Origin of the sequence: Streptomyces specialis (assembly GCF_001493375.1) — a bacterium.
GTDB lineage: Bacteria > Actinomycetota > Actinomycetes > Streptomycetales > Streptomycetaceae > Streptomyces > Streptomyces specialis.
The window spans coordinates 396348-414837 of the sequence record NZ_LN929894.1; the positions used below are offsets into that span (position 1 = coordinate 396348).

Annotated in this window: 16 protein-coding genes; 7 read left to right on the plus strand and 9 right to left on the minus strand. The window is 70.6% G+C overall.

Annotation, left to right across the window (positions count from 1 at the left end; all coding sequences use genetic code 11):
• Window positions 1-26: 26 nt before the first annotated feature.
• Entirely contained in the window at window positions 27-770 is a 744-nt protein-coding gene (locus BN2279_RS13850) for a methyltransferase domain-containing protein (protein ID WP_059009353.1), read from the plus strand.
• Between the two features lie 170 nt (window positions 771-940).
• Window positions 941-1696, plus strand: a complete 756-nt coding sequence (locus BN2279_RS13855) for an EI24 domain-containing protein (protein WP_234347819.1) — start codon at window positions 941-943, stop codon at window positions 1694-1696.
• Window positions 1697-1708: 12 nt separating this feature from the next.
• Here the strand turns inward: BN2279_RS13855 and dapA are convergent, their stop codons facing one another.
• The 6 genes from dapA to BN2279_RS13885 form a co-directional block, all read right to left on the minus strand.
• Window positions 1709-2617, minus strand: a complete 909-nt coding sequence (gene dapA / locus BN2279_RS13860; RefSeq protein WP_059009357.1) for a 4-hydroxy-tetrahydrodipicolinate synthase — start codon at window positions 2615-2617, stop codon at window positions 1709-1711.
• A gap of 69 nt (window positions 2618-2686) precedes the next feature.
• Complete coding sequence (locus tag BN2279_RS13865; RefSeq protein WP_159037220.1) at window positions 2687-3148, minus strand: hypothetical protein; 462 nt, start codon at window positions 3146-3148, stop codon at window positions 2687-2689.
• A gap of 130 nt (window positions 3149-3278) precedes the next feature.
• Window positions 3279-5531 (minus strand): DUF6571 family protein, encoded by a 2253-nt coding sequence (locus tag BN2279_RS13870; protein WP_059009361.1) that lies wholly within the window; start codon window positions 5529-5531, stop codon window positions 3279-3281.
• Between the two features lie 10 nt (window positions 5532-5541).
• On the minus strand, window positions 5542-5955 hold the full coding sequence (locus BN2279_RS13875; protein ID WP_059009363.1) for a hypothetical protein: 414 nt from the start codon (window positions 5953-5955) through the stop codon (window positions 5542-5544).
• 94 nt (window positions 5956-6049) lie between these two features.
• Window positions 6050-6238, minus strand: coding sequence for a hypothetical protein (locus BN2279_RS13880; RefSeq protein WP_059009365.1), 189 nt, complete (start codon window positions 6236-6238; stop codon window positions 6050-6052).
• 90 nt (window positions 6239-6328) lie between these two features.
• Window positions 6329-7720, minus strand: coding sequence for an NsdA family TPR-like regulatory protein (locus BN2279_RS13885; protein ID WP_059009367.1), 1392 nt, complete (start codon window positions 7718-7720; stop codon window positions 6329-6331).
• 297 nt (window positions 7721-8017) lie between these two features.
• Here BN2279_RS13885 and BN2279_RS13890 point away from each other — a divergent pair, with 297 nt between their 5' ends.
• The 4 genes from BN2279_RS13890 (at window position 8018) to BN2279_RS13905 (ending at window position 12965) form a co-directional block, all read left to right on the plus strand.
• The gene (locus BN2279_RS13890; protein WP_059009369.1) at window positions 8018-9724 is read left to right on the plus strand and encodes an asparagine synthetase B family protein; all 1707 of its coding nucleotides are present in this window, start codon (window positions 8018-8020) and stop codon (window positions 9722-9724) included.
• 28 nt (window positions 9725-9752) lie between these two features.
• Complete coding sequence (locus tag BN2279_RS13895; protein ID WP_059009370.1) at window positions 9753-10193, plus strand: NUDIX domain-containing protein; 441 nt, start codon at window positions 9753-9755, stop codon at window positions 10191-10193.
• A gap of 71 nt (window positions 10194-10264) precedes the next feature.
• The gene (locus BN2279_RS13900; protein WP_059009372.1) at window positions 10265-11623 is read left to right on the plus strand and encodes a UDP-glucose dehydrogenase family protein; all 1359 of its coding nucleotides are present in this window, start codon (window positions 10265-10267) and stop codon (window positions 11621-11623) included.
• Window positions 11616-12965 carry an NsdA family TPR-like regulatory protein gene (locus tag BN2279_RS13905; RefSeq protein WP_059009373.1) on the plus strand — a complete coding sequence of 450 codons (1350 nt, stop codon included), beginning with the start codon at window positions 11616-11618 and terminating at the stop codon, window positions 12963-12965. Before BN2279_RS13900 ends, BN2279_RS13905 begins: the two co-directional genes overlap by 8 nt.
• A gap of 3 nt (window positions 12966-12968) precedes the next feature.
• On the opposite strand, the gene BN2279_RS13910 is transcribed toward BN2279_RS13905, so the two are convergent.
• Window positions 12969-13811 (minus strand): SGNH/GDSL hydrolase family protein, encoded by an 843-nt coding sequence (locus BN2279_RS13910; RefSeq protein ID WP_059009375.1) that lies wholly within the window; start codon window positions 13809-13811, stop codon window positions 12969-12971.
• Between the two features lie 109 nt (window positions 13812-13920).
• Entirely contained in the window at window positions 13921-15786 is a 1866-nt protein-coding gene (locus tag BN2279_RS13915) for an endonuclease/exonuclease/phosphatase family protein (RefSeq protein ID WP_059009377.1), read from the minus strand.
• Between the two features lie 312 nt (window positions 15787-16098).
• Here BN2279_RS13915 and BN2279_RS13920 point away from each other — a divergent pair, with 312 nt between their 5' ends.
• Window positions 16099-17640 (plus strand): hypothetical protein, encoded by a 1542-nt coding sequence (locus tag BN2279_RS13920; protein WP_059009681.1) that lies wholly within the window; start codon window positions 16099-16101, stop codon window positions 17638-17640.
• Between the two features lie 37 nt (window positions 17641-17677).
• On the opposite strand, the gene BN2279_RS13925 is transcribed toward BN2279_RS13920, so the two are convergent.
• Window positions 17678-18481 carry an NAD-dependent epimerase/dehydratase family protein gene (locus BN2279_RS13925; RefSeq protein WP_059009379.1) on the minus strand — a complete coding sequence of 268 codons (804 nt, stop codon included), beginning with the start codon at window positions 18479-18481 and terminating at the stop codon, window positions 17678-17680.
• Window positions 18482-18490 lie beyond the last annotated feature (9 nt).

The following is an 18490-nucleotide window of genomic DNA, read 5'->3' on the forward strand; positions in this document are numbered from 1 at the left end:
CGGGGCACGGAGTGACGGACGCTGCCATGGTGTTCTCGGATGCCGATGCCGCCGCGCTGTACGACCTGCTGAACCCCTGGGATCCCGACACCCGGCCCGACGACGGCTTCTACTTCCCGCTGGTCATGGGGGCGGAGTCGGTCCTCGACGTCGGTTGCGGCACCGGCGCCATGCTGCGTCTGGCTCGTGAGCGGGGCCACCGCGGGCGGCTGGTGGGCCTGGACCCGGACGCCGCCGCGCTGGACAGGGCCCGGCGCCGGGCCGACATCGAGTGGGTCCTGGGAACGGCGGCGGAGAGCGAGAGCGGCGTCGGCTTCCGTCTGGCGACGATGACCGGCCACGCCTTCCAGAGCCTGCTGACGGATCACGACGTCCGCGCCTCGCTCGGCGCGATCCATGGCGCGCTGCGCCCCGGCGGGCGTTTCGTGTTCGAGACGCGGCATCCGCAGGCGCGCGCCTGGGAGGGGTGGACGCACACGAACCCGGACGACGTGGTCGATGTCGTGGACGAGACCGGCCGTGCCCTGCGGTACTGGCATGATGTCGAATCCGTCGACGGCGACGTGGTCACGATCACCGGGACGGTGGCCCAGCCGGACGGCACGGTCCTGCGGGTGCTCAGAGAAGGGCTGCGGTTTCTCGACATCGCGGCACTCAACGGGATCCTCGCCGAGGCGGGCTTCGAAGTGGAGGCCCAGTTCGGTGACTGGAACCGGGAACCCGTCACCGGAGCCAGCCGGGAGATCATCACCATCGCCCGTCGTGGATAGAGCGCGGGTGGTCGCGGCCCACCGGGGTGAGGACCGGCCCTCGGCGTAGCCGGGCGGCCCCGCCGGGGAGCCGGATCCGGCCGAAGCGGAACGGGTTCACGCCGTGGCGCGTGATCCCGGAACCTGGACGGGGGCGTGAACGGGGCTCGACGGGCGCTAGCCTGACCGCCGTGCGCGATGCGATGACAGGGCTGCGGTTCATGCTGCTGGGGCAGCGTTGGGTTCTGACGAACCGGAGGTGGTTCGGCTTCGGGCTGCTGCCGGCGCTGATCACCCTGGTGATCTACGCGGCGGCGCTGATCCTGCTCGCGCGGTGGGCCGACGACATCATCACCTGGGCCACGCCGTTCGCGGACGACTGGAGCGACCTGAGCCGGACGGTGGTGCGCGTCCTGTTCGCGGCGCTGCTGATCGGCGGCGCGCTGCTGACGGCGGTGCTGACGTTCACCGCCGTGACGCTGCTGGTCGGGGACCCGTTCTACGAGAAGCTGTCGGAGCGCGTGGAGCGGGCCGAGGGCGGCCCCGGCGAGAGCGCGCCCGGGGTGCCGTGGTGGACCGAGGTCGCGGACAGCGTCCGGGTGCTGCTGCGGTGGGCCGTGTTCGGCGTGCCGCTGTTCTTCCTCGGCTTCGTACCGCTGCTGGGGCAGACCGTGGTCCCGGCGGTCGGTGTCGCCGTCACCGGCTTCTTCCTGACCATAGAGCTGACGTCGGTGCCGATGGCCCGCCGGGGTCTGCGGCTGCGGGACCGGATGCTGTTCTTCCGTCAACACCCCGCGCTGGCCCTGGGGTTCGGCGTGCCGCTGGCGCTGCTCTTCCTGATCCCGCTGGCCGCCGTCGTCCTGATGCCGGGCGCGGTCGCCGGCGCGACGCTGCTGTCGCGCCACGACGCCGCCCCCTACCGCGCGCTGAACCGGCCGCCGCTGTAGCGACGAAGCTCCTCAGCCCTCCCACACGGGCGAACCCAAGGCGGTCTTCAGGGCGTCGACCAGCCGTCCCGTCAGCTCCTCACCGGCCGGCAGCAGCGGGGCGCGGACCGGGCCGCCCGGCAGCCCCGCCACCCGGCACAGCGCCTTGCCCGCGACCGTGCCCGGCCCCTCGCCCATCACCGCCCCGACCAGCGGCAGCAGAGCCCCGTGGCGCCGGGCCGCCGGCGCGTGGTCCCCGGCGGCGAACGCGTCGAGTACCGCCCGCCCCTGGCGGCCCGCCACGTTGGCGACGGTGCTGACGCACCCGGCGGCGCCCAGGGCCAGCAGCGGCAGGTTCGTCTCGTCGCTGCCCGAGTAGTACGCGAGGTCCGTACCGGCCATCACCAGCCCGGACTTCAGGGGATCGGCCGCGCAGTCCTTGCCCGCCACGATCCGCTCGTGCTCCGCGAGCCGGTGCAGTGAGGCGGCGGTAAGAGCGGTGCCCGTTCCGGTGCGGGCCGGGATGTCGTAGAGCATGACGGGCAGCCCGGTGCCGTCCGCGACGGTCAGCAGGTGCTGGACGATCGCCTCCTGCGTCGGCCGCGAGTAGTACGGCGTGACGACCAGCAGCCCGTGCGCCCCGGCCGCCTCGGCGGCACGGGCGAGCGCGAGCGTGTGCCGGGTGTCGGCGGTCCCCACCCCGGCGACGACGGACGCCCGTTCCCCGACCGCCTCGACCACGGCCCGGACCAGCGCGGCCTTCTCGGCATCGGTGGTGGTGGGCGACTCCCCGGTGGTCCCGCTGACGACGAGGGCGTCGCACCCGCCACGCCCGACGAGATGAGCGGCGAGCCGCTGAGCACCGTCGAGGTCGAGCGAGCCGTCCTCGGCGAACGGCGTGATCATGGCGGCGGCACAACGGCCGAAGGGTCCGGTAGACATGGCCCGAGTCTGACCCCCCACCCCGCCCGAGGTCCACTGAGCACCACCGCGCGGTTCAGTCCAGCGGCACTACTCGTTCGTCTCGGCTTCGTGCTCTTGGCAGGCGACCATGTCGTAGGTCGCGGCCATGAAGGGCTGGATGAGCTCGGACAGTACCCGCTCGGATTCCTCGTCGTCGCCGGGGTGTTCGGCTTCGAGGACGATCGTCAGGGTCTCGATGAAGTTCGCACCGGCGATGCCTGGAATGGTGCAGGGCACGGTGGCCATGGCGACCCCGGGCCAGACAATGGCCTGATGGTCGCCCGGCACGACCGTGCCGTCTTCCTCCGTCATCTCCAGGCCGCGGCTGCTGATGGCGTCCGCGTAATCGTCGTAGCCCATTGCCTCCGCACGGAAGATCTCCTCGTCGTCCACGGACAGGACGCAGTAGCGGGATCCTGAGTGTTCTGAGAAGTCACCGAAGGATGGCCAGGAATGCAGCGCGGACCCGGGTGGAAAGAGGGGTTCGTAGAGTTCCTCGGGCACGTCCACCCCGCAGAGCGTGTCCGGTACGGCGTACTCCCTTTCGGTCGGCCCGCTCTGGCAAGCGACGGCCGACGAGGACAGTGCCAGCAGTGTGAGACTCATGGCCGTTTTTCGGCGCATTTCCATACCTCTCGGGCTAGTTCTGCGGCGCTCCTGACGGGGTCCAACCGATCTGCGCGCCGAAGAACAGGGTCACTGTCCTCGTGGCCGAGTTCCTGAGATGGGCAGGGGCATTGCTGTCCTCGTCGTAGCGGCCCTCGGTGGCCAGATCGACGGCATTCTGAGCTGCGCCGATGGCAGCTTGATAACCCTCGTCATAGGCGTTTCCGGCGTCCTCGGCGGCCTGCTCGCTGTTGTCCCGCTGAAGGGTTTCGAAAACGCTGCCGGAGAGCTCCCCTACACCCCAATCGATGATCGGTCCCGCAAGCGGGTACCTGTCGGTCGCTACGCCGACCGCCGTGTCGAGTACGATGCCCGTCCATTGCTCAACGGTTCCGAGGGTGCTGTTGAACTCCTCATCGCCCGCGATGCCCGCGTCATAGACCGCGCCTGCGCGGGCCTCGCTCATGATGCCCGCCATCTGGGCCCCGGGCGACACCGCGTTCTCGATGGCGTTGTCCAGGCTGATGTCCGCCTCACGCGGTTGGTTGATCGCCAAGTCCACAGCCACCGCGGTGTATGCCTGCTGGGCACCGGTGATGATCCCGTGGGCCTCCGAGTCCCTTCCCAACTGGCCGAGGAAGTCCCGGATATCCCGCGCGTCAAGTTCTGCGTAGCCCTCCGTCCCCTCCATGATCGTCAGATCGCTCAGCCCCATCTGGAAGTCGCCCATGTACGCCGCCGTCATTCTGGCCAGTTCCGGGCGCAGCGTGGCGAATTTGCCGTCGTCGGCGATCAGATCCTTGCCGTCGTCGGAGAACTTCTCGACCACGTCGTGCACGATCCGGCCGCCGGCCTCTGTGGGGTTGAGGCCGGTGATGGTGGGGCTCTGGTCGGCTGGGACGCCGGTGGTGGCTGCTTGGAGGGCCGCGCCGAGGCCCTGCATGTCGCCCGGGACGCTCAGCAGGGGGCCGCCGGTGGCCATGTTCACCTGGGAGTACCAGTCGCGTTCGTCCAGCAGGTAGTCGAGGCGGCCGTTGCCGTCCTGGGGGTCGAGGTAGGCCGTGGCGACGTCGGGCTGGTGGCCCATCACGCCGAGCACCGCGTCCATCGGGTCGGCGGTGAACCACTCCTGCTCGTCCGCGTCGAGGCCGTCCGCGCCGAGGTCGTCGCCGCGCAGGCGCCAGATGTCCTCGTCGCCGCCGAGGGACGGGTCCTCCGCCGCGCGGATGTTGTCGGCGAGGTCGTGCAGGAAGCGCTGGGAGTAGTCCGGGTCGTCGGTGCTCATCAGGCTGGTGAGCAACTGATAGCCGCGCACGTCCTGTTGCGTCAGTGAGTCGACCTCGTACCCGGCCATTCCGGCCTCGTGCAGTTCGTCCATGAAGCGGGCGTAGAACAGTCCCTGCTCGGTCTGCGCCCACTGCCCGTGGTCCAGCGTGCCCGGCTCCAGCGTCGGCACGTCGGTGCCGGCGGCCAGCGCGGTGGCCAGGTGGTGCTGGAGGCTGGTGAAGCTCTGCCGGGCGTCGCCCTCGCCGCCGATGACCTGATCCGCGATCCGGGCCGACAGGCTCACGAAGCCGTCCCCGCCGAGTCCTTCGAGCAGGGAGCGGGCGAACAGCGGGTCGGCGGCCTCCAGTTCCAGCAGGTGGTTCAGCTCCGACAGCTCCTCGCCGGACAGGTTCCCGCCGTCGGCCAGTCGGCGGGCCAGTTCCTCGGCGCGTCCGGCCAGCACCTCTTCCGTGCTGTCCTCCGCGCCGCCGTTGAAGATGCCCGCGCGGCGGCCGTCCTCGCCCTCCACGATCTGCGACAGGGCGAGGCGCAGGCTGTCGTCGGCCTGGGAGACCCCCTCGACGGCCCGGTCGAGCCTGCCCTGCCAGGTGCTTCGTTCGCGTTCCAGGCGTTCGGATTCGGTGTCGTTGGCCCATTCGGGGTTCAGGGTGACGCGGCCGTCGCCGTCGATCCCGAATCCCTCGGCCCTGATCTCGGCGGCCACGTTCTCCAGTTCGCCGCGCAGGCGCAGCAACTCGGCGTGGCCGTCCCTGATCACGCCCGCCAGGGAGCGGGCCTCGGCCTTGGCCGCGTCCAACTCCCCTTCGGTCTGGGAGAACTGGAAGCTCGCGGCGCCCGCGCTGTCCCCGACCCACAGTTCGTCGTGGTTCGGCAGGGACGCGACGCGGGTGCGGTAGGTGTCGGCGGCCCGGGCGAACCCGTCGGCGGCGGCGTCGAGTTCGGTGGCCCCGGCGTCCAGGGCGGCGAAATCCTGCTCGATGATCTCGTGGTACGTCGGCACGGTGGTCAGCTCACTCCGTGCCGTCGATCGAGCGGAGTTGGTACGTGATCTCCAGGTCCTCGCCCTGGAAGCCGGACGCGGTCGCCCGCAGGGCCTCCGTCTCCGCCCGCAACTGGGTGTCGAGGGCCCGGGACTTGGCGGCCCAGCTCTCCGCCACGGCTGCCAGGCCGGCGGCCGAGGCCCAGCCGCGCATCCTCGCGGCGGCCTCGGCCAGCTCGCCCAGCGGCTTGGTGCCCGCCCGCACCGCGTCCGGCAGCACCTCGCCCTCGACGACGTCGGCCGCCGCGCGCTGCGCGTCCCAGCTCGCGACGAGCCGGTCCCGCGCGCCTGTTCCGCCGCCTGTCGAGGAGTTGAGCCGGGTGTGGGTCTCCTGCTCCCTCGCGGCTGCTCGCAGCGCGGCCCACTCCTCGTCGAACGACCCCACGTCACGCTCCCCCTGAGCATCCGTCACGCGGTACCGCCGGGGTATCCGCAGGCATCGGGATCGTAACAGGCCGTGTGCGCGCGGCGCTCGTCGGTCAGAGGGTGTCGGACACGAGGGTGGCGCCGGCGGCCGCGGCGCGGTCGCCGATCATCGTGTTGAGCCGCGTCTGCACGCCGTCGAGGTAGGGGACGTCGCCGACCGAGATCGGGACGATCGGCCAGCAGCCCAGGGCGGGGGGCAGGATGCGGCACGGGTGTCGGCGGTTCGCACCCCGCGACGTCAAGCGCCCCTTCCCCGTGGTGTCGTCAAGGACGGGTGCCGATGCCTCCTAGCGGGTCAGTGCTCGGCGCCTGGATATCCGTGACGTAGTGGTTCAGGCGGTGATACCAAGGTCTTCGTGCGCGCGGCGGAGAAAGGCGCGCACCGAGGGTTCGCGGTGCCAGGGAGTCAGTGCGGCCTTGAACTCGCGCACGTAGTCCAGAGCACGGCTGGACCGGACCCCGGCGAGGATGTCGACCGAGCGGTTGCCCAGTTCCAAGCCGCGGTCAAGGTCGCGGGTCTGCAAATGGGCGGTCCCCACAATCGCCAGGCGCATGCCGACCGAGCGGGTGAACGCGCCCTGTGACATGGCGGTTGCCTGCTGATTCCACGCGAGCGCGGCTCGCGGATTCCGCAAGTCCCGGAAGATTTCGGTGGCGTCGGCCGAGAGGCGGGCATGGTGGTAGAAATCGATCCACGACGGTTCGTCGGTGGTGCTGTCGTCCGCCCGGCCGAGGAAGCTCTCGGACGCGCTCAGAGCGCGGGAGGCGGCTCGCGCGTCGCCCGCACGGGCGTGCGCGCGGGCCTCGATGAGCTTCGCGAACGCCAGAACCCGGGGCGTCGCCCGGCTCTTGGCGCGTTCGAAGGCACCTTGCGCCATGTCGACGGCCTCACCGGCGAAGCCTCGCATGAGGGACTGCATGGCCATGGTGGTGAGCACGTAGCAGCCCAACGGGACGTCTCCGCCCGCGCGGGCGAGACGAAGAGCCTGGATGAAATGACGCTGAGCCACTGGGTGCTGTCCCCTGTCGAATGCGGTCCAGCCGGCCAGCCTCGACAGTTCGGCCGTGACCGAGAACAACTGGCGGCCGACGCCATCGGAGAAGGAGCCGCTCAGCAATGGGGCGGCGCGGTGTTCCAGACAGGCAGTGACCGAAGTGGCCTTCCAGCTTCCGCCACCATATTTGGAGTCCCATCGCCGGGCGTCGTCGGCGGCCTCGCGCAACTCGACGAGATCCGTTCGGCCGACCTGCCGTCCCCCGCTGTGGCCGGCGGTCTCGTCCGCCGGGGTGACAAGCCAACGCGTCACGGGGGTGGTGAACGCGGAGGCGGCGAAGCCCGATCCGGTGAGGAAGTCTCGGCGATTCACGGCGCTCCAGAATGAGGTGGCAACGCGCACCGCGTCGCTGGGTTCCCGTGGAAAATCCAACCCCACCTCCGCGACGGGTGTTCCCGCCTCGTCCATACCGATCTCCGCCAGCTCAACCGGCCGACCGAGCCGTTCCCCGATCGCTTGGGCCAACAGCTTCGGTACCGGCCATTTCGGCGTCATGCCTCGGCGGCACCAGTTGGCTACAGAGGTGTGCGAGTAGTCGGTCCGCGTCCCGGCGGTACGGGCGAGCTGATTGACGCGATGGGCCAGCGCTTTGTGACTGGCACCGCTGGCCTCGATGAGCCGGGCGAGATCCATGTTCGGCGGACGGGTCCGGCGCGCAGTTGATGCCATGGTTTTCCTCTCGTCCGACGCGGCGGCAGACGGAGGGTACATGCTGCCCGCGCGGTCCGTTACGCACTGGAGGCTGTCAGGTAACCGAGGGTAGCGCCCTGTGGGCTCCTCGGTGAATCCGGCCTACGAGCTGTGAGCCCCCTTGTGAGCCCTGCCCGTCAGGCGCAGGAGCCGGTTGTCTGGCACAGGGCCATCAGCGATGGGACACGTGGATAGTGCTCGGAGGTGTACGAGATGTGCGGAATCGCAGGGCTGGCGGGACCTGACGCCGTCCGGCATGCGGGGACGGTAGGTCAGATGGGGCACACCCAGCACCACCGGGGACCGGATGGCACCATGCATACCGCCGCGATCGACGGGCGCGCGGTGCTGGCCATGAACACACTTCTGATCGTGAACCCGGCTGCCGAACACGGCCCTTACATCGACCGGGCAAGCGGCCTGATGCTGTCCTTCAACGGGGAGATTTACAACTACCGGCAGATGGCGTCGGCCTGGGGCGTCCCGCTGGGCGCCGGAGAGAGTGACGCCCACTTGGTCCTCCGTGCATGGGCGAAGCTGGGGCCCTCTTGTCTGGACGGGCTGGACGGCATGTTCGCCCTGGCGATCTACGATCCCCGCGTCGGCAGACTGTTCCTGGCGCGCGACCGGCTGGGGGAGAAGCCGCTCTATTGGCGTCTGGACGGGGCGCGCCTGGCGTTCGCCTCCGAAGTCACCACTTTGAGTGGCTACGGGGCCGCGCCGCTGGTCGTTCGCCCGGAGATGCTCGCTATCGAGACGCCTGTGGGTGTGGACACTCCCTTCCAAGGCATTCAGCTACTGGCCCCGGCGACCGTGCTGACATTCGACACGGCCACCGGCTCACTGGATCAACGGGCCTGGTGGTGCCTGGAAGCATGCGAACCCTTCGAGGGCGACTACGAGACGGCTCTCGCTTGCTTCTCGGTCACGCTGGCCGACCAAGTCCCGCTCCGAGGTCCGGGGGGAGACTTCGCTCTGCTGCTCTCCGGGGGGCTCGACTCATCCGTCCTCGCCTACCTCTTGCGTCCGCCGGTCTGCGTCACCGTCCGGTACCGCGACCAGGATGGCTTGGACGAGTCGCGAGTGGCCGCCGCCGTTGCCCGTGAGATCGGGGCCGAGTTGATCATCGTGGAACCGGACACCGATGACTTCATCAGCGTCCTGCCGCAGATCGTGGCGGCCCTCGACTACCCGATGGGCAACGCCTCGACGTTCTCAGAGCACATGGCCTATCGGGCGGTCTCCGATCACGGTATCCGCGTCGTGGTGGGTGGCTCGGGCCCGGACGAATTCCTCATGGGCTACGTCCGTCAGGCGCTCGTCCTGTTCGGCCCGAATGCCGTTCTCGGTGCCGGACTGAGCGCCTATCGGCCGCTGGCCAGCAAGCTCCTGAGCACTGCCGACGAGCCCTTGGAACCGAGTGAGGCCATCGCCCGGCTGATCCTTCGCGGTCCGGACCCACAGGGGCGCGTCCGCGAGTTGGTCGCCGAGGCATTCGTCCGCGCGGGCGGGAACCTCTCGCGTGGGCTCACACTGGCAGAGCTGGCGACGGCCTGGAGGCCACTGGTCGTGACGAGTGACAAGCTCGCCTCCAGTTTCGCCCTGGAACGACGATCGCCCTATCTGGCGCGGGACCTCGTGGAACTGTCGTATCGGTTGCCGACTGACCACAAGATCATCCGTCCGGGGGGAGGCAAGCGCATCCTCCGCGACGCCGCCAGAGCACTGGGGCTGCCCCGTGAAATCTGGGCCAGCCCGGAAAAGGTCGGCTTCGCCAGCCCGGTCCCGTCCTGGTTGACTGGTCGCCTCGCTGCTTGGACCGATGCCCAGATCCGTGCGTGCCTCGCTGATGCCCCGACGATTCTCCGTCCCGTGCTGGAAGCGGGGTTGAGCCCCCGCGGCGGTTTCGATCGCACCCGGACGCAGGCACTCATGACTGCGGCCTGGTTCTCGGATCACAGGGTGAGGGCCGCCGCCGCGTGACGGGGAGATGTGCCGCTAATTTGGGTGGATGCCATCGCGTGCCAGAGCCCAGGAGCCGACCACCGCCGACCCGCGTGGGGCGGTCGCCATCATTGTGAACGACCGAGGCGACCTGCTGATGCACCTGCGTGACGACATCCCGGACATCGTCTGGCCGGCCCACTGGAGTCTGTTGGGCGGTGGCGCCGAAGAGGGCGAGACCCCGACCGAAGCCGTTGTCCGCGAACTCGATGAGGAGGTCGGCTTGATGGTCAGTGGCGTCACCGAGCTGTTCGAGATCCGAGACGAACTGGGCTCGGGGCAGATCGTCACCTTCTTCGTCGTCGCCTGGGACGGAGAACCGCAGACTCTTCCGCTGAGGGAGGGCGTCAGGCTTGAGTTCTTCGCTCCCGGACACCTCCGCACGCTCACCATCCCGCCCTTCATCCGGGATGGAATCGATCGCTACCTGGCCGCCCGGCGGACCTGATCACCGGTTCTTGTCGCTGAGAGCCCTCCGTCGAACGGCCTGACTGACTCGCTGATTTCAAGGACGTCTACGTGAGGCTCACCGTCATCGGCTGTGGCTACCTCGGTGCCACGCACGCGGCCTGTATGGCCGAACTCGGCCACGAGGTTCTCGGCATGGACACTGATTCCGACAGGATCGCCTGCCTGAACCGGGGGAAGGCTCCCTTCTTCGAGCAGGGACTGGACGACCTGTTGGCCACACATACGGCCACAGGGCGACTCAGGTTCACTGACTCGTACACAGAGGCCGCCGACTTCGCCGAGCTGCACTTCCTCGGTGTTGGTACTCCACAACTGCCTGGGGAGGGTGCCTATGATCTCTCTCAGCTCTTCGCCGCCGTGCGTCAGCTTGTCCCTCGCCTGAACGGCCCTGCCGTCATCGTCGGCAAGTCCACCGTTCCGGTCGGTACAGCGGCTCTCCTCACCGCGTTGGTCCGCGAACTGTCCCCTGCAGGTGACCGGGTGGAGGTGGCCTGGAACCCGGAATTCCTGCGTGAGTCCTGCGCCATCGAGGACACCCTGTGCCCCGACCGTCTCGTCATGGGCTTCTTCGCCGAACGGACTTGGGCGGAGTCGATGCTGCGGCAGGTGTTCGCGGAGATCATCGAGGCAGGGACGCCGACGATTGTCACCGATCTGGCCACCGCTGAACTGGTCAAGTCCGCCGCCAACGCCTTCCTGGCCACCAAAATCTCCTTCATCAACGGTGTGGCCGAGATCTGTGACCTTGTGGGGGCGGATATCCGGCGACTTGCCGAGGCGCTCGGCCACGATGACCGGATCGGTATACGAGGGCTCCGACCCGGGCTGGGATTCGGCGGTGGCTGCCTCCCCAAGGATGTCCGCGGCTTCATGGCAAGAGCCGGGGAACTGGGAGCAGAAGGGATGCTGTCGTTCCTCCGCGAGGTCGACGCCATCAACAGCCGCTGTCGAGAGCGCATGGTCGACCTCGCCCGGGAGCAGTGTGGCGGTGTCATCCGCGGCAAGCGCATCACGATCTGGGGTGCCGCTTTCAAACCCGGCACGGACGACATTCGGGATTCTCCGGCTCTCGCCGTCGCGCAGCGCCTGCACGAAAACGGCGCCGAGGTTGTCGTCTCCGATCCCATGGCTCTGGACAACGCCCGCAAGGCTCACCCGGAACTGCACTACATCGATGATCCAATCGCAGCCGTGGACGGTGCGGACCTCCTGCTGCACCTGACGGAATGGGCAGTGTTCGCGGACATCGATCCGAGGCGACTCGCCATGCATGCCGCCGCGCTCAAGGTCATCGACGGCCGTGGCGCGCTCGACGCCGATCGGTGGTCTGCGGCGGGATGGGTCTACCGGGCACTGGGACTGCCATCACTCCCGGATGATCGGGAGCAGGTGTCGCGTCGTGGGTAAGCGTGAGCCCAATGCCGGGCTGGCGAAGGTGCTTCGGGAAACCGGCATGACCGGGGGCCAGCTTGCCAGGGGGATCAATCGTGTGGCCGGGCAGGCAGGTATGTCCGTGTCCTACGCGCAGCCGTCGGTGAGCAACTGGCTCGCAGGCACGCTGCCGCGCAGGGAAGTGCGGCCGTTCGTCGTGGAGGTGCTGTCGGCGAGGCTGGGCCGGGTCGTCACCCACGCGGAGTTGGGATTTCCCGCGCCGACCGGGGACGTGAGCGCCCGGGCGGGTATCGGTATCTGCGAAGAGTTGGTGGATCTGGCGAGGGGGGATATGGATCCGGACCGCCGGGAGTTGATGGGAGCAGCGCTATTCTCCGCCGCCCTGCCGGTTCCCGGCTGGCATGACGTCGTCGGGCGCGTGACGGCTGTGCGGTCCGGGCGGGCGCGTCGGATCGGTATGGCGGACGTGGACGTCGTCACGGCGGTGACCGAACAACTCGCGGAGGTGGACAACCAGTTCGGCGGTCGTCATGCCAGGCCCCTGGCGGTGGGCTTTCTGCTCCACTCGGTGACGCCCTATCTTCAGGCGGGCGGAACGGACGACGTGCGCAAGGCGATGCTGTCGGCCGCTGCCCGACTGTGCGATCTGACCGGGTTCATGGCCGTGGACGAGCACCTGCACGGCCTTGCCCAGCGGTACTACGGCAAGGCCCTGGAACTGGCCGGGGCCGCCGAGAACCCTGTGAGTTACCGGGGTACTCTGCGGATGATGAGCGTCCAGGCCCTGGACCTCGGCCATGCCACGCGGGCTCTGGGACTTGCCGAAGCGGCTTGGGAGGGCAGGTCGGGCATCAGCTCGCGCATGGAGTCCTTCCTCGCCGGGCAGGTGGCGCACACGCATGCCGTGGCCGGGAACCGCAAGCGTGCCCTCGATCTCATCCGGGTGGCGGAAACCGCCCTGGGCAAGGCCGAGGACCAGGATGAGGGGTTTGGTCCGGGCAGTTCCTCCTACAGCCGCTCGTCGCTCACCCTCCACTTGGCGGAAGTCAGGAACGCGCTGGGTGACGTGGCCGGCTCGGTCGAGTCGCTCACCGAGTCGGCGAGGCTCCGGACACGGATGCCCCGGCGGCGGAACGGGATCCGGTACCGGTCGCTGCTCGCCGAGCGGCAGTTGAGGATGGGGCATTTGGAAGCGGCATGCCGGACCTGGGATGCCGTCCTCGACGACTATCCGTTCGTGCGGTCGGGTAGTGCGGACCGGAAGATCGCCGACGCGAGAGCTCTGCTGCGGCCGTATCGCCACAACCGTTTCGCGCGTGCGGTGTACGAGCGAGCGCGGGGTGCGGTACGGCCGTGAGCGTCAGAGGGTGTCGGACACGAGGGCGGCGACGTGGGCTTGGCCTGCCGCTGTGGGGTGCATGGGGGCCGCGTCCAGGAGGGGGAAGGGGCCTTCCACCCATTTGCGCCAGGGGAGGAGCTGGCAGGCGTCGTGGCCGGTCGTCTCGCCGGGGTTGACGAAGGTGGCGCCGGCGGCTGCGGCGCGGTCGCCGATCATCGTGTTGAGCCGCGTCTGCACGCCGTCGAGGTAGGGGACGTCGCCGACCGAGATCGGGACGATCGGCCAGCAGCCCAGGGCGGGAGGCAGGATGCGGAGGTAGCCGACGACGACGATCTCCGCGTGCGGGGCCTGTTCCCTGATGCCGGCGAGGACCGCGTCGAGCTTGGGGGCGGTGGCCGCGATGCGGTCGGCGAGCTGGTCGGTGCCGCCGGAGGTGAAGCGCTGCTTGCAGGGGGAGCCGAGGGGGTTGGTGATGCTGTCGGTGCCGCAGACGGCGGCTATGGAGCCGAAGCCTATGTCGTTGCCGCCTATCGTCAGCGTCACCAGATCGGTGTCCGGGGTGAGCGCGGCGAGTTGGGAGGACAGGACCCCGTCGGTCACCGCGCCCGCGCAGGTGACGTCGGTGAAGACCGCCGGGTCCAGCTCCTCGGCCAGGCGCGAGGGGTAGTTGTCGGTGGCCCGGACGCAGCCGGTCTCCGGGTCGGTGTAGTGCGTGGACGCGCTCCCGAGGGACGCGTAGGAGTCGCCCAGGGCGACGTACTCCAGGGACGCTTCCTCGGCGGTGGCGCTCGCCGTGGCCGGGACCGCGAGCAGCATGCTCAGCAGTCCGGTCGCGGCGAGGGCAAGTCTCCAGGGTGAGCGCATCGTTGGGCCTCCTCTTACCGGTGGGTAAGGAAAGGTATGGGCCAATCGGGGCGCCGTCAATGGATCGGGCGCGGGGGCTTGCGCGCCCCCGCGCCCGTTCGTTGCCCGGTCAGGGGCGGAAGCGCAGGACCTGCGGGTCGTGGTCGCTGGCCTGGTCGGCGAACTCGGCGTTGATGTGCACGATGTCGTAGTCGTAGCGGCGGATCGCGGGGGAGACCAGAGTCTGGTCCAGGACCTGCGAGTTGCCCTGGAAGACGTACGTGTAGCGCTCGTCGCGCGGCAGGGAGTGGACCGCGCTCTCCAGCACACCGCCCGCCGTCAGAGCCTCGGTGGTCGCGGAGAACTCGAAGTCGTTGATGTCGCCCAGGACCACGACCCGGGCCGTCCGCTGCGCCGCCAGGATGTCGCGCACAAAGTCGTTGACCACCTGGGCCTGGCGGAGGCGCTGGTCCTCGGAGGGGCGGGCGGGTGGCTGGAACCGCCCGTACAGCGGCTGGTCGCCGCCCTTGGAGGTGAAGTGGTTGGCGATCACGAAGACCGTCTCGCCCTGGAAGGTGAACTCGGCGGCCAGCGGTTTGCGGCTGTCCTGCCACGCCTCGTCCGCCGGGGCGATCCGGCCGGGGGAGGCGGTCAGGCGGGCCCGGCCGCGCTCCTTCACCACGCCGGTCGCGGAGGTGGCGTCGCCGCCCGCGCGGTCGGTGAACGAGACCCGTTCCGGGTTGAAGAGGAAGACGTTGCGGATGTTGCCGCCCGGCTGGCCACCGTCCTCGCCGTCCTCCGGGTCGATGGCGCGCCACTCGTAACGCGGGCCGCCCGCCGCGACGATGGCGTCGGTGAAGCGCTGGAGCGTCTGGTCGGCGGCCACCGTTCCGTCGTCCGTGGAGCCGCTGTTGTCCTGTATCTCCTCCAGGGCGACGATGTCCGGCGAGGCGAGGTTGTCCGCCACGGCGGCGGCCAGCCGGTCGAACTTCTCCTGCGAGTCGCCCGGGTGCAGGTTCTCCACGTTGTACGTGGCCACGGCGAGTTCGCCCTCGCGCTGCGCGCGGGTCGTCTCCGGCTCCAGGCCGCCCGGGGCGACCTCGCCCAGGTCGCGGGCGGCCAGCACGTAGCCGCCGAACTCGTCGTAGTCCAGCGGTCCGGAGGTCGGGCCGGTGAGCACGTCCCCGACGTTCGCCGCGGGGAACGGCTCCTGCGCGACCGGCACCAGCGACTCGACCTTCAGCCGGCCCGGGTTCTGCGCGGTGTAGGAGGCGTACCGGGTGCCGCCGCCCGCCGTGGGGTTGCGCTCCGGCTCCAGCGTCACCCACAGCTCGTGGAACGAGGTGCTCGGGCCGGCCACGGCCGCGTCCCGGATCTCGACGTTCATGCCCTCCAGGGACTCGTACAGGTCCAGGGCGTAGACGTCCGGGGCGAGTTGGAGGCCCTCGACGCTGTTCCCGGCCGCCGGGTCGCCGTCCGGGGCGTAGCGGCGCGGTACGGCGTCGGCGTCCAGCACGACGGGCGCGGGCAGGGCGTTGCCGGAGGAGCGGACGGTGACCGTGGGCCGGGTTATCTGGGTGACCGACTGGTTGCCGGACGCGGCGCCGCCGTAGTAGTACTCGCCGACCGTGCCGGAGACCAGCACGTCGTCGCCGACCGCGACGCGGGGCGTGGAGCTGGTGAAGACGAAGATCCCCTCGCTGGTGGCAGTTGAGCCGTCCGCCCGCGGGTCCTGGATCCAGAAACCGCGCGAACCGTAGGCGCGCACGCCGGTGACGATGCCCGACACATTCGTGACCTGCTGCCCGGCGTACGGCGACAGGCGTGTCGAACCCTGGATGTCGCGGACGCGCGGGGCGTCGGCGGTCCCGGCCGCCGAGGAGGCGGGCGGCGCGAGCAGCGTGCCGCAGAGCCCGGCGGCGACGAGGGCGCCGACGGCGACGGATCTGCGGTGCGGGCGGAAACGACGGGCTGCGGCGGACTGGGCTGCGGACAAGAGTGCCTCCGGGCGGGCGCGTGGCCGAGTGCTGCGTCTACGCGCGTAAGCTCCCGTAGGAGTCGCAACGTTGTCAACGGACCCCGGTGATCCGCCGGGCCACCGTCGCGGATCCGCCCGGGAACGTCCGGGTGAACGGGCGGCCGGAGTTGGCCTGGCGGGGCGTCAACATGCCTGCGGCATATGGGTGTTCGCGCGATCACCGGAGAGGCCGTCTCGCCGCGCGGCGTGGCGTCCGCTGATCTAGGCTGGTGATCGCCCAGCTCGCCGCGTTGAGGAGCGATCGTGAACCCCGGTGACGACCGTCCCGTCATGCCGCCCGTGCGGCTTCCCGCAGAGGCCGAGCTGGCCCGCGCCGCGCTCGCCGCGCCCCTGCTGGCCCGCGCCGCCTCGCTCGCGCGCTGGGCCGCGCCCGGCACGCCGGTCGGCGCGGGCGGCGAGCTGCTCGACGCCGAATTGAAGGGCGCCGTGACCCATCTGGGGCTCGACGAGGACGAGGACGGCGAGACGCTCGCCGCCGACGCGTGGCACTTCGCCGTGGACACCGGCCTGGTGAGCGTCAGCGAGAACGACGACGACAGTGGCGGCGGCGCCGCGACCGGCGGTGAGCGGGCGGCCGGCACGGCCGGGCCGGGGGAGGAGCTGGCGCTGCTCACCGGCGGCGGTCCTGGCGACGTGCTGGACATCTGGGCGGCCGGCGTGGACGCCGTGCTCGCCGACGCCGCGACCCCCACCTTCGAGGAGATGCTCGGCGACCTCGCCGGTCTCGACGGCGCGGTGAGCCCGGACGGCGAGATCGACCCGGACGCCATCGACCTGGACGCGCTGGCGTGGGACCAGGAGGAGGCCGCCGGGTTCCTCGACGCGGCACTCGGCAGCCTCTACCTCTTCGCCGCCACCGACGAGGCGGGACAGGCCGCCTCGATGGTGCCGCTGCCGATGGTCGCCGCCGCGTCGCTCGTGCCGGAGGACATGGAGGAGCTGTCCGCCGAGGCGCTGGAGGAGCTGTCCGACGCGGTGCTGCGGCTCGACGGACAGTTCCGGGCGCTGGCCGGGACCGGGCTGCTGGAGTACCGGCCGGTGGACGAGTCGGTGCTGATCGACGCCGGTCAGGACGAACTCGCCGGGGACGGCGAGGACGTCGCGGCGGAGCCGGAGGACTTCGACGGGGACGAGGAGGACCTCACCCGGTACGGGCTGGCCCGGCTGACGCCGCTGGGGCTGTGGGCGGTGCGTCGGCGGATGCGGGAAGCGGGCCTGGAGGTCCCGGTCGTCGGCGAGTTGGCCGGGCGCGACGCGGCGGCGCTGCTGTCGGCGCTGCCGTTCCGCCCCGAGCCGGCCGCGCACGAGGAGGCCGAACTGTGGCTGGCGGGCCGCGAACCGGTCGGGGCGGCCCGTGAACTGCTGGCCGCCGCCCGGGGCGTGGACCCGGAGGCGCCGGGACGGCGCTTCGGCTGCCAGCTCGTGCTCTCCCTCCTCGACCTGACCGCCGAACCGGCGGCGCGCGAGGTGCTGGACGACCGCGAACTGGGCGGCCTGGCGCGGGTCTGGCTGGCCGAGCGGGGTGTGGCGGACGTGCCGCCGCCGGATGAGGACATGATCTTCTGGCTCACGGTGGACACGCTGGCCGCGCAGCTCCTGCCGTTCGGGGCGGAGGAGGACGCGGCCGAGCTTCAGGAGCTGGTGTCCGGACTGGCGGACCAGCACAGCGAGTTCTTCGACCGCGCCTGGCGCTCGGACCACCCCGCGACGGCGGACGTCCTGGAGGCCGTGGGCCGGGTCCACCCGGACAAGCACCTGGCGAAGCGGGCACGCAAGGCGGCCTTCAAGGCCCGGTCCCGCCGGGGCGATTGACCGGCCGGGCGGGCAATGGCCCTGTCGGGCCCGGCGTTCACGGTGTCCACATCGGCGGGTCGGTCGTGAACACGCCGCCGAGGTGGGCGTGTCCGCCGCCGCGCTCGGCGGCCGTCAGCGCGGCGGCGAACGGTTCGGAGTCGTCGGCCGGTTCGTAGCCGAGGGCACGGGCCGGGCCCAGGTCCCAGACGGCCCGGGTGTTGGCGGACGAGCCGAACACCACGGTGTGGCCCACCCGTTCCGCGCTCAGCGCGGCGTGCACCAGACGGGCGGCGTCCGCCGGGCTCAGCCACGTCGACAGCTCGCGCACGGTGGCCGGCGCGGGGGAGCAGGTGCCGATGCGGATCGACACCGTCTCCAGCCCGTGGCGGTCCCAGTACAACTGGGCCAGGTCCTCGCCGAAGCACTTGGACAGGCCGTAGAACGTGTCGGGCCGGTGCGGCGTCCCGGCCGGGACGGGCGGGGCACCGGGCGCGGGCCACGGGGTGAAGCCGACCGCGTGGTTGCTCGACGCGAGGACGACCCGCCGCACGCCCGCCGCCCGCGCGGCCTCGTACAGCCGGTAGGTGCCCACGACGTTGGCGCGCAGGATGGTCTCGAACGCCGCCTCCACCGGTATCCCCGCCAGGTGCACCACGGCGCCGGCGCCGCGCAGCGCCGCCCGCAGGGCCTCGTCGTCGGCCGGGTCGGACAGGTCGCAGCGGACCGCGCCGGGGTCGCCGGGCACCGGGCGGACGTCCAGCGCGCGCAGCGCGTGACCGTGGCGCGGCAGCCGCTCCCGCAGCATCGTGCCGACGGCGCCCGCCGCGCCCGTGAGCAGTACGGTCCTTGCGGTGTCCATCTCCCCATG